The sequence below is a fragment of the Nostoc sp. S13 genome, from assembly GCF_029379315.1.
In the GTDB taxonomy this organism is placed as follows: domain Bacteria; phylum Cyanobacteriota; class Cyanobacteriia; order Cyanobacteriales; family Nostocaceae; genus Nostoc.
The window spans coordinates 36,061-47,981 of record NZ_JAQYWQ010000008.1; the positions used below are offsets into that span (position 1 = coordinate 36,061).

Below are 11,921 nucleotides of genomic sequence, written 5' to 3' on the forward strand. Positions count from 1 at the left end.
CGTATATGCAGTAATAACCGCACTATGTCTTTTGATGTATTCTTTTGATTTTTGCACCTATCCTATCCCCCTGGATGGGATAATATGTTACTAGTAGGGGAAATGTGCAAGCTATTCCCTAACTTCATATCTCTCTGCACTTTGGTTATATTGAGGAACTCATTGTGGTTGCCACGCCGGAAAAAGTACAACACACTCACGAGCAATTATCAGGTAAAGACCGTGTAGCCGTACTGCTCATGGGCTACGGCGAAGTCGAAAGCTACGAAGATTTCGCCAACTATAACGAACAGGCTTTAAATCTACTGACAGCAAAATTCGCACCGGTGCCAACCTGGATTTATCCCCCCCTAGCAAAGCTTTTGGCACTATTTGACCGCCATGAGTGGGGACACACACACCACGATTTTATTTCTCCACACAATGCCATCTTTGAACAGCAGCGTGCTGGGATTGAGAAGCATTTACAAGAAAAATGGGGTGATAATGTTCAAGTTTTCAAGGCTTTCAACTTCTGCGCCCCTTTCTTACCTAATCAAGTCTTGGCAGAAATCAAAAACCAAGGCTTTGATAAACTGCTAATCTACCCACTGCTGGTTGTTGATTCTATCTTTACCAGTGGGATTGCGATCGAGCAAGTTAACAATGCTCTGGTTGAGTTAACTGATGGTGAAGAACACTGGGTTAAAGGACAGCGCTACATTCCTTCTTTTTTCAACGAACCAGCCTACATCGATTTAATGGCTCATCTGGTTGAGGAGAAAATTGCTGAGTTAGCAGCAGCTTATCTACCTTCTCAAATCGGCATTGTGTTAATGAATCACGGCTGTCCCCATAAAGCTAAAGGGTTTACTTCTGGGATTGCCGAAAGTGAAGCGATGTATGATTTGGTTCGAGATAAGTTGATTAATCGTTATCCCTTAATCTCAGTGGGTTGGCTAAATCACGATACACCTTTAATTGATTGGACACAGCCAAATGCCGAGCAAGCTGCGAATAACCTGATTCAATTAGGTGCGAAAGTAGTGATATTTATGCCAATTGGCTTTGCTACAGAAAACCACGAAACTTTATTGGATGTACACCATATCATCCATACTTTGGAAAAACAGCATCCTGGTACGAACTACGTGCAAATGGCTTGCGTCAACGACCATCCAGAATTTTTGGCAATGGCGGCCCAATGGGCTGATGCTCATATTGCACAACTGTTGTCAGACCAAACTTTGGCAGTTAATCCCCAACTAGCTGGGCATCATCATCACCACCATCATTAAGTTCTGTAGGGTGGGCAAAGGTTTACCCACCCTACATTTATGGTGTACTCAGTTGACACTCCCACGCTTTGAAACGTGGGATTTTTGATTTAAAACTGTGCTTTCTCTTTGCCTTGCTTACGTCTTACATCTTCATATGGCACCGTTGCGACGCCTCCTGAAGCTGAAATTTCCGTCTGTCCTCCGGTACTGACATATAATTATTTTTTTTAATACTGCTGTAGTAACAATCGTTCATCAGTATCCAACGCTGCTAGGGGATTTTCTGTGTCTATCCATGAAACCTGTTCTTCTAGCTTGTCACAACAAGAGCGCACTAAATGCAAACCGGCATCTAATGGAAGTTGAGCAGTTGTCTGTGTAAACTCTTGCAATATCCCAGCTTCTATCGTCTGATAGTGATCAAGGTGTTTGCTCAGTTTTGCTAGAAAATTTGCTCCTTCACCACCCTCTGCGCTGGCAAACTGCAAAATTGAATTGACGTAAGCCTTAACTTTGGGATTTTTAACTCCCTCTGTAGCTGAAGTATAGAGCAGTTCACCATTTAGATATTCAAAATCTGGTACATACAGGTTAGAGCCAACTAGTTCAAATATCTGCGTTTCTTTAGCTGGTCTAACCGTTAACTTCTCCCGCCTGACTCGATTAGCCGCCTTCTCAAGCAATGTAATTACAGCTAAAGTTATTGATGGATAGTTACTATCTATACATCTAATTTCAACAGTGCCGAGTTTGTTGAGTCTAACTGGATTCCAAGCTGACTTGAGTAAGCTGACTTCTGCTTCTAATATCAGGTTAGGTTCAATTCCGGCTTTTTCCATCGCTTGCAACCAAGCATAGTAACGAGCAAAGTGCTGTTCAACTAAACCCTCCACACTTAATGCATAAGGCATGAGTCCGCCGACAGGCTGTAAATGAGTGTAAACTCCTTCCCAGCCAAAGGTTTCACTACCTCGATAACGAATTGTATGCGCGGCTAGCCCGATCGCCTGTCCTTCATAATAGGGACACGCCCGCGTCAGGGAAATGAGTGCTGAGTCGCAAGCTGTAGCTAAATTATAGATATTTAGTAGTTCTTCTCGCTCTGCTGATGTCGAGTTGTAGGAGACTGCAACACTAGGGTCAATTACCCCAGGCGGGACTTCTAAATGCAGGTGTGTACCTGTACATTTGGCGGCGTGCAAGAATTTCTCATAGCCGACAGTCCGCGCTTGGATATGGTAATTAGGGTGATCCCGCATAACTGGTGTAATATGCAAAGGGTAGCTAGACAGAGGGTAAAGGCGTAAACCCATCTGTTGCGCCACACGAAGCGCCAATTTGAGATTTTTGAGATAAACTTTTGCTAGTTCTGTACCAGTGTCCGCAGGAGGTGTGTTAATTTCTACCATGCTTTTGACGAACTCTGGCACAAAGTACTTTGGGTCTAAACCTTGTGTTTGGGCCATTAAGTGACAATCTTTCAAAAACTCATCGGCGCGATCGCTTAAGTTACCAGCCTCATCTACCAGAAAAAATTCTTGCTCAAGACCGATACGACGCTTTACTACATTCATCTAAACCTCCGCAAGGGTAATCCCGCCACTATCCCTACACATACAACCAATTAGGACTTACGCATTGACAGACACATAACCAAATGTGCATTACCTCTCGTTACAAGGCAGAGCCTTGTAATGCTCTTGTGGAGGGCTGCTGCCTCCTGTCAAACTGGGAGGCAGCAGCCCTCCCAGTGATCACATTCCCAGGCAGCAGCCCAGGAACGAGGCAGGGCAAGACTTTTATCTTAATCAGCTTGATATGCACATGATACTCAATTTGTAAAGTGCGTAAGTCCGACAAATTTAGACTCGCCCACAAACTGAATAGAAACCATCTAGTTACCTAGATATCCGTTGCATACTGGCTCTGTTTGAGGCAAGCCGATTGCATTACCGTCAATAAGAAGCTATCAGGCGTAGACCTTGCAGCAACAAAACCGCCTCAATCCTTTCTCGGTTTGGGGGATTGACTGTGGTGGTGTGTCCAGAATTTCTTGTAATTAAATCTATATTAGTAGTGGAGACACAATCAAATTGTGTTTCCTGCGGATTTAACCAAGAAGAGAAAATCATATCACGTCCCTCCTCAGGTTCACAAACTGATAAACCGGCTCTCGGTTTTTCTTTGTTTCAAATCTACCAATGTGAGTAATTTAGATGAGTTGCGTCAAATTTACCAATTAGCACTACCTGAGACACAGCCATTCATGTAGATCCACTTACACGATCTCAGAGAGCCATATTAAAGGTTTGCGCTTTACATAGCTTACCTTCAGGACTGAAAACACCTCAAGCTTGCTTGTCCGATCGCAATTTGTTCTGGAATCACCTAACTATGTACCCAACAAATAATTAGTCGTAGCTCATTTAAAGCATTACTATTAGACTATTAATCCCCAACTAGCTGGGGATCACCACCACAATTAAGTTGAGTCGGGTGGGCAAAGCTTTGCCCACCCGACAACTAATTTACGCCCCGCAGCTTACGAGTGTTATCAACTAAACTCTGAGCAAATTGATCAAATCTTTGAGAGAGTTTCTCATCTAGCAGCTTGCCTTCAGGACTGAAAGCACCCCAAGCTTGTCCGATCGCAATTTGTTCGGGAATCACCCAACCATGCACCCATCGGATAATTAGCCGTAGCTCATTTAAAGCATTACTATTAGACTGACCCCCCAATACGCTGATTAATCCTGTCACTTTATCTGACAGTTGCTCAAAGCTCATCAAATCTAAAGCATTTTTCAGGACACCACTAACCCCACCATGATACTCAGGTGTCGCTAAAATTAACCCATCGGCGCGACTGACTGTATCTTGCAACCTCTGAACATCTGGATACTCTGAATACTCCTTTGCACCAGTGCAAAACGGTAGCTGCAACTGCCGTAAATCGAGAATTTCTACCTCTGCACCCACAGCTTCAACCCTTTGCACTGCTACTTCTAAAGCAAGCTGGGTATAGGAGTTGGGTCTTAAACTACCACCAATGCCAACAATTCTTACCATAATTAACTCACAAAGTATTAACTAGCTACTATCATCAGATTTATTTAAAAAGCGGAATCGTTATGACTATGTTTATCTTAGCGATTTGTGTCGGAATGTGTCAAATTAAAATTTACCTACTGGAAAATTAAAAAAAGCCAGGAGTTAGAATAATTATCCAGGTTGCTCAACTTTATCAAACAGAATAAAAGTGCCAGTCGCCAGAATTCACTTGGGTATTTTGTGCGACTGGTGGATGAATAAACGGGTTTAAGACCCCCACAAAACAAGAAAATTTGGTGGTCAACAATAAAGTGGCGGGTCTGAATCCCTCACTGATTGCATTCTGACTCCTGAATTCTGACTTCTGAATTCTTCTTCAAGTAATAGCCGGAAGAAACTTGGGAATGGTTTTGTGTGGAAGTTAGACTAGATAAGAAAAGTGTAATTTCCAGTTATGACAATTTTTGCTAGAAAAATAGGCATAAAAGCATAGCTCAACTTGTGGCAGCAGACAAAGGGTAGTTATTATGACAAATTTGGTCAAAAAAGCATTGATAAAAAGGCAGTCGTCAAAGCGTGTTGCTTGGGTTGGTGCGCTCGCTGCTAGTTTGATTATGTTGCCAGCAACTTTCGGGAGTACTCCCGTTTTGGCACAAAAAGCAGAGAGTACCGCTCTAAATTATGGCGACTTGCTCAAGAAAGCAAAGGCGGGAGAAATCCAAAAACTAGAGCTGGACGAAACCGAACAGTTAGCAAAGGTTTATCTCAAGGGGCAAAAAGATGATACACCACCGCAACAGGTGAGACTTCTGGCACAAAACACAGAGTTGATTAACATACTCAAAGATAAGAATGTTGATTTTGGCGAAGTTTCCTCTGCTAACAGTCGAGCTGCTGTTGGGCTGTTGATCAATCTCATGTGGATTTTGCCCCTATTGGCTTTAATGCTATTGTTCCTCCGTCGCTCTACTAATGCTTCTAGCCAAGCGATGAATTTCGGCAAATCCAGAGCTCGCTTCCAAATGGAGGCAAAAACGGGAGTGAAATTTGAAGATGTTGCTGGGGTTGAAGAAGCTAAAGAAGAACTCGAAGAAGTTGTTACTTTCCTCAAACAGCCTGAAAGATTTACTGCTGTAGGCGCACGTATTCCGAAAGGAGTGCTGTTAATTGGCCCTCCTGGTACTGGTAAAACTCTACTAGCAAAAGCGATCGCCGGGGAAGCAGGTGTACCATTCTTCAGTATTTCTGGTTCAGAATTCGTGGAAATGTTCGTTGGTGTGGGTGCATCTCGTGTGCGCGATCTCTTCAAAAAAGCTAAAGATAATGCTCCTTGCCTAATATTTATCGATGAAATTGACGCAGTAGGTAGACAACGGGGCGCTGGTATCGGTGGCGGTAACGACGAGCGCGAACAAACCCTCAACCAACTGCTCACCGAAATGGATGGTTTTGAAGGTAACACAGGCATCATTATTATTGCTGCCACTAACCGCCCAGATGTCTTAGATTCAGCGTTGCTCAGACCGGGACGCTTTGACAGACAAGTGATGGTCGATCCACCTGATCTGAAAGGGCGATTGGAAATCTTGCAAGTCCACGCGCGGAATAAAAAAATTGATCCTAGCGTATCATTAGAAGCGATCGCTCGCCGCACTCCTGGTTTTACTGGCGCAGACTTAGCCAACTTACTCAACGAAGCCGCCATTCTCACTGCTAGGAGGCGCAAAGATGCTGTCACCATTTTAGAAGTTGATGCTGCTATAGATCGAGTTGTCGCAGGTATGGAAGGTACTGCCTTAGTAGACAGCAAGAGCAAGCGCTTGATTGCCTATCATGAAGTTGGACATGCTTTAGTGGGCACATTACTCAAAGAGCATGACCCTGTGCAGAAAGTTACACTCATCCCACGCGGACAAGCGCTAGGATTAACTTGGTTTACTCCCAACGAAGAACAGGGGTTAATTTCCCGTTCCCAACTCAAAGCCCGGATTACCGCAACTTTGGGTGGTCGCGCCGCCGAGGAAATCGTTTTTGGTAAGCCAGAAGTGACTACAGGTGCAGGCAATGACTTGCAACATGTGACAGGGATGGCGCGGCAGATGGTGACACGTTTCGGGATGTCAGAATTAGGCCCATTATCCTTGGAAAATCAGAGTTCAGAGGTCTTTTTGGGACGTGACTGGATGAATAAATCAGACTATTCGGAAGAAATTGCTGCCAAGATTGATGCACAAGTACGCGAAATTGTCAACAGTTGTTATATCAAGTCCAAAGAACTGTTAGAACTCAACCGGATAGTTTTGGAGCGTTTAGTAGATTTGCTAGCAGAACAGGAGACTATTGAAGGCGATTTATTCCGCAAAATTGTTGCTGACAATGCTCAGGTAGCCGATGCAAAATTGGCTGTACCTCATTAGACATCTCCGAAAAAGAATGTAGAGACGCGAAATTTCGCGTCTCTACAAGGGTTCTAGATAAGGCATATTTAATTTCTGGAGATGTCTATTAGAGAATAGGTAAAAGTCAATAGTCTATCAAGTATGAATGCACAACTAACTCTAGACGAAATTAAATCAGCACGCGAATTACTCAAGGAATATTAACCAGCAAACAAAGCCATTGATGCTGTAGAACGTCACAACGGTAATCTCGATATCTCCTTTGAAGAACTGTGGAGCGAGAAAAACGGAAACCCGACGATGGGAGTAAAAAAAATCTGACAAACTACATTAGATGTGTTGCGGGATGAACTTTGCCCAAATGAAGGTTTTCGGGCGGCTTTGAGCGATTATACCAAAAGTCCAGAAAATGCTGTGTTACTTACAGCAGCGATTACATCCCTCATGGCTTTAACTGCAATTCCTCTCGATCCATCGATCCATCGTAGGCGTAGCCCGTCGTAGACATCGCTACTATTGTTATTCTCTACATCCTCAAAATCGGCTTGAATGTCTATTGCAAGTATACCGATGTCGGTGACGGGGGAACTTTACCACCAGCGAAATAAAATACAGATGCAATAACTTTTTTGTCTGCGCGATCGCACAATAATTACTGAAACCATTTTAGATTAATATAATCATAAGATTAGGTCTGTTAATATTGTGAGTTTTGATAATGTTTGTAAGCTGCTGGCAGAAAAATATCCAGCAGATTTTGTTCGGTGGTTAATTGCTGAGGAATCGGTAAATATAAAGGTGCTAAAAACTGAATTAAGCTTGGAACCAATTCGTGCAGATTCTGTGACTTTTATTCAAACTAAAAACAGGATTCTGCATATTGAGTTTCAGACTTTAACACAGTCTAACCCGACAATTCCCTTCCGAATGCTAGATTACTCCGTGAGATTAAAGCGTCAGTATAAGTGTCCAGTTGTGCAGATAGTCATCTTTTTGCAAGAAACAAACGATGAAATTGCTTTTACCCAAGAATATGTGGATGATACGACTATACACCGCTATCAAGTAATACGGATGTGGGAGCAAGATTCGAGTTTATTCTTAAATAATGTAAATTTATTACCTCTGGCTACTCTGAGTCGTACTGATTCCCCACAAGGTTTATTATCCCAGGTTGCCGAAAAAGTGGCTACAATTTCAGATAGGGAGACAAAACAAAATATTGCCGGGTATACAGAAATTTTAGCTGGTTTGCGATTCGACAAAACTTTGATTCGTCAATTGTTAAGTGAGGATATTATGCAAGAATCAGTGATTTATCAAGATATTTTGCAAAAAGGAAAACAACAAGAAGCTTTTTCTTTATCTATTGGTTTAACGCTCACTGTGGAGACTCATCAAGTAGAGGTTACAGCATAATCATGGCATCTGCCCTTCCGGTTCTCAGTGGAGCATTGGGATGATTTACCTCTAAACTGAGTTGAGCAATTTTCAAAGCTTTTTGGTACAGTATTCTAGAAAATCCACATGACGAGAATAGGCGATCGCCTTTGGCGTTGGCGCAGCCATCGCTGATTGCAATTGCCAGTTTATTGTTCAAAATCGAGAATGCAGTTGCTATGATCAAACGCCTGCTTGTGGTGGAATCTCCCGGAAAAGTCAAAAAACTCAGTCAAATTCTGGGTGCAGATTGGAAAGTTCTCGCCAGTTGTGGTCACATCCGAGAACTCAGCAATGAAGGAGACGATTCCTTGGGCTTCGTCATGGATGGCAGTAATGTGCGGTGCAATTACGTCCCGCGTGACCAACGAGCGAAAGAAACAATCCAGAAGCTCAAGTCTGCGGTGAGGCAGGTTGATGAAGTTGTCTTAGCAACTGACCCAGACCGGGAAGGCGAAACCATCGCTTGGCATCTCAAAGAAACGCTGGGTCTAAGGGAACCGAAACGAGTAATTTATACTGAGATTACAGCATCGGCGGTGCAGAGTGCGATCGCTAATCCCAGAAAACTAGACCAAAACTTGATTGGTGCTGGGCTGTGTCGAGATTGCCTAGATAAGTTGGTGGGTTATAAAGGTAGCCCTTTAGTTTGGGCATTAAATAACGGCGCTAAGAGTGTTGGCAGAGTCCAGAGTGCCACGTTGCACCTGATTTGTCAGCGAGAAAACGAAATTCTGGCTTTTGTGCCCCAAGATTATTGGAGTGTCTGGGTAGATTATGCTGAAGGATTTCGGGCTTTTTACAAAGGGACGGTCAATTCTACAACAGATGCAGCAGACCAAGAAACTGAAACTCACGATGACGCAAAGGTAGGTAATAGTACAGAAACACCGGAGTCTAAGCGTGTTCTTTCAGAAGCAGAGGCTACACGTTTAGTTGAAGAAGCACGGCGACATCCTCATCAGGTGACTCATTTTGAAGGAAAAGTTGTTAACCGCCAGCCACCTCCACCATTTACAACTTCCAGTCTTCAGCAAGCAGCCGGTTCAAAGCTGAGGTTTGCTCCTGACAAAACCATGATTGTTGCTCAAAAGCTTTATGAGGCAGGGCTAATAACATATATGCGAACAGACTCAGTGATGCTGAGTCCAGAATTTTGTGCCAGCGCCCGCCAATGGTTGGAGCAAAATGATCCGCAAAATGTACCGCAGCAAGTCGCCAAGCATCGTAGTAGCAAATCGGCTCAAGAAGCACATGAAGCGATTCGTCCAACGGATGTGTTCCGTCCCTCAGTTCAATTGCGCTCTGAACTTCCTGATGATGAGTTTAATTTGTATGTGATGATCTGGAAACGGTCAATTGCCTCTCAGTGTCGTGCTGCCCAATTGCGTAAAACTCTAGTGATTACTCAGTCTGGTTCTCTACTGTGGTCAGCTAGAGGGCAAGTGATTGAATTTTACGGTTATGCCCGGTACTGGAACAATCTCAGCAAGGATAGTATTTTACCTTCATTACAACAGGGACAGGCATTGAAGTTAGAAAATGCTGGACATGAGCAGAAGCAGACTCAGCCACCACCACGTTATAGTGAACCAAAATTGGTGCAACTGATGGAACGTAAAGGTATTGGTCGCCCAAGTACTTATGCTCCTACTGTTGCTACCTTAAAAAAACGAAATTATGTTGAGTTGAAAAAAGACCATCTGCAACCGACAGCGTTAGGGTTAGAAGTTGATGCGTTTTTGCTCAAAGCACTGCCGGATTTACTAGAGGCGGAATTCACCGCGAAAATGGAGGATGCTCTTGATGCAATTTCCGAAGGAAAAAACTCTTGGCAGCATTATTTAACTAGTTGGAATCAGAATTACTTTTTACCAGCGCTCTCCAAAGCTAAAACTGTAGTTGCAAGTTCCTCAACAGGTAAAGCTAATGTGATAAGCGATGTCTACGACGGGCTACGCCAACGCAAATATGAAACTTCCAAGACTCGATGCCCTGAATGCAAAAATTTTCTCGCCAAAATTCCGAGTACTAAGGTCAAAAAGAAATATTTCCTCAAATGCACAAAAAGCTGTGAAAATGTCGTGCTATTTTGGAGCGACTTTAACAAAGCTTGGCAGCCACCACAAACTAAAACAGTTCAGGCTGAGAATCACCAAAAACCTCCCGTGAAGATTACGGCATATACCTGCCCGGTATGCAAGAAAGCTTTAGAGGAGTACAGTTACATCAAAGAGGGAGAGAGTAAGAAAATGTTACGATGTTCTGACCCACAAGCGCGTAAGGATACTAAACATAAAGATGTGGCTTATTTCAGTACGCAAAAAGGGTGGTGGAGTCCTAAGTTTGGGGAGATATCAAAAACTTAACTAAAGCTATCCTATTCATTTCACCCCTAGACAAAGAATTTGAGTTTTACCTGATAACGCCTTTAACAAATTCTGGGGGTTTAAGTCCCCTATGCAAAACTTAATTACGAATTATTTTAAGTACCAAATTTAATACCCTGTTGCTTGAGTAGATTTATCAACAAGTTTTTAAATATGCCACTCAAAATACCAATAAGAGGAGTAGGCACTGTTAGAAGATATCGGCGGAAAGTTTTGACATCGAGGGGCCAAACGGGCAACTCATCAGTCATCGTGTATAAAGTGCGTAGCTGCTGAATTTTTTCAGATTTTTTCTTGAAAGCTTCTGTGTCTTCAGCCAGACTAGTATAAATCTCCGAATACTCTGCTCGGAACTGTAGAGCAATTTTATGTAAAGACTTTTCTAATGAGTCAGGTAAATAACACCATACATATTTAAGGATGAATGTGCCAATCTTTGGCAAAATATAGTAATAAATCTGGTGAGCCAAAAAAGCTTACTCCATAACCTTTTTGAATTCTTAATTTTGAATTCTGCGTAGCTGTACTAAGTATTTATCAACACGGATTCACCTGAGTGGCAATTTTTGCGGGCTTCATCTCTTTAGCTCAATTTCGGGCAAGCGAAAGTCCGAAAATCCTAAGTACTTTTTCCTAACTGGCCTCAGTTTTACCTGGTGTGAGCAGTTGCTTCATTTAGTGAGCCAATAATTCTAGTCCTGCATCCTTGGCAAAAAATCCGTCTGCCTCTGGACACATTTGTTTGCCATGCACCTCTAACTCATTCATGCTCATGTAAGCCGTGACGAGGATGACTACAAGAGAACGAGGCAAGCTGTGCTTGAGAGTGGTAACGATTTCCATGCCATCTGTATTTAGCTCATGCCGAGCCGTAGGCAGCACAAAATCGACCAGAAAGATATCGTACTGGTTTAGTTCCTCTAACTCCCATAAGAAAGTAGACACGGACTTGTAGCTTACTACAGCATATTCTTGCTTCAGAAAGCGTTGGACGATCCGACACCAGTGTTCGTCATCATCCAAAATCGCCAGCTTGTACATGGGGATTCAATTCCTCCTTTGACCGAGTAGAGTAATCATATCCAAAAAGGCATCGTAGTCAGTGATCGGTTTGGTATAGCAACTGTCAGCCCCAGATTGGGACAACAACAGATGTTGCTCGGCGGGCATGGTGTAAGCCGTCACCAAGATAATTGGTATCTGTTTCCACTGTGTCTTTAGATGACACGACAGCATGGAACCATCGACTTTTTGTCCTTCCCATCTAGCTCCCGGCAAATTGATATCCATAATCACCAGTTCTACTGCCCCCGCTTCGCATAGGTGGAATATCTCTTTTGGTTCGGCAGTAATAAACACCTGATGACCCCCAAGCGTTCGAT

The 11,921-nt window shown here is 43.1% G+C and carries 11 protein-coding genes; 4 read left to right on the forward strand and 7 right to left on the reverse strand.

Annotation, left to right across the window (positions count from 1 at the left end; genetic code table 11):
* The first annotated feature begins 164 nt into the window (after positions 1-164).
* Complete coding sequence (locus tag PUQ00_RS04515; protein ID WP_300413575.1) at positions 165-1,277, forward strand: ferrochelatase; 1,113 nt, start codon at positions 165-167, stop codon at positions 1,275-1,277.
* A gap of 209 nt (positions 1,278-1,486) precedes the next feature.
* Here the strand turns inward: PUQ00_RS04515 and PUQ00_RS04520 are convergent, their stop codons facing one another.
* From PUQ00_RS04520 to PUQ00_RS04530, 3 genes are all read right to left on the reverse strand, one after another.
* Positions 1,487-2,833: a glutamate-cysteine ligase family protein gene (locus tag PUQ00_RS04520; RefSeq protein ID WP_300413576.1), complete on the reverse strand. Its 1,347-nt coding sequence runs from the start codon at positions 2,831-2,833 to the stop codon at positions 1,487-1,489.
* Positions 2,834-3,214: 381 nt separating this feature from the next.
* Entirely contained in the window at positions 3,215-3,391 is a 177-nt protein-coding gene (locus PUQ00_RS04525) for a hypothetical protein (RefSeq protein WP_300413577.1), read from the reverse strand.
* Positions 3,392-3,782: 391 nt separating this feature from the next.
* Positions 3,783-4,328, reverse strand: a complete 546-nt coding sequence (locus PUQ00_RS04530; RefSeq protein ID WP_300413578.1) for an NADPH-dependent FMN reductase — start codon at positions 4,326-4,328, stop codon at positions 3,783-3,785.
* Positions 4,329-4,837: 509 nt separating this feature from the next.
* Between PUQ00_RS04530 and ftsH the strand changes: the two genes are divergently transcribed.
* Positions 4,838-6,727 (forward strand): ATP-dependent zinc metalloprotease FtsH, encoded by a 1,890-nt coding sequence (ftsH, locus tag PUQ00_RS04535; protein WP_300413579.1) that lies wholly within the window; start codon positions 4,838-4,840, stop codon positions 6,725-6,727.
* A gap of 687 nt (positions 6,728-7,414) precedes the next feature.
* Complete coding sequence (locus PUQ00_RS04545) at positions 7,415-8,128, forward strand: hypothetical protein (protein WP_300413581.1); 714 nt, start codon at positions 7,415-7,417, stop codon at positions 8,126-8,128.
* On the opposite strand, the gene PUQ00_RS04550 is transcribed toward PUQ00_RS04545, so the two are convergent.
* The gene (locus tag PUQ00_RS04550; RefSeq protein ID WP_300413582.1) at positions 8,118-8,309 is read right to left on the reverse strand and encodes a hypothetical protein; all 192 of its coding nucleotides are present in this window, start codon (positions 8,307-8,309) and stop codon (positions 8,118-8,120) included. The two genes, PUQ00_RS04545 and PUQ00_RS04550, sit on opposite strands and share 11 nt — an antisense overlap.
* A 19-nt stretch (positions 8,310-8,328) precedes the next feature.
* Between PUQ00_RS04550 and topA the strand changes: the two genes are divergently transcribed.
* Positions 8,329-10,518 (forward strand): type I DNA topoisomerase, encoded by a 2,190-nt coding sequence (topA, locus tag PUQ00_RS04555; protein WP_300413584.1) that lies wholly within the window; start codon positions 8,329-8,331, stop codon positions 10,516-10,518.
* A gap of 116 nt (positions 10,519-10,634) precedes the next feature.
* Here the strand turns inward: topA and PUQ00_RS04560 are convergent, their stop codons facing one another.
* From PUQ00_RS04560 to PUQ00_RS04570, 3 genes are all read right to left on the reverse strand, one after another.
* On the reverse strand, positions 10,635-11,009 hold the full coding sequence (locus PUQ00_RS04560) for a hypothetical protein (RefSeq protein ID WP_300413586.1): 375 nt from the start codon (positions 11,007-11,009) through the stop codon (positions 10,635-10,637).
* A gap of 205 nt (positions 11,010-11,214) precedes the next feature.
* Positions 11,215-11,580, reverse strand: coding sequence for a response regulator (locus PUQ00_RS04565; RefSeq protein ID WP_300413588.1), 366 nt, complete (start codon positions 11,578-11,580; stop codon positions 11,215-11,217).
* 6 nt (positions 11,581-11,586) lie between these two features.
* Positions 11,587-11,898 carry a response regulator gene (locus PUQ00_RS04570; RefSeq protein ID WP_300413590.1) on the reverse strand — a complete coding sequence of 104 codons (312 nt, stop codon included), beginning with the start codon at positions 11,896-11,898 and terminating at the stop codon, positions 11,587-11,589.
* Positions 11,899-11,921: the final 23 nt, after the last annotated feature.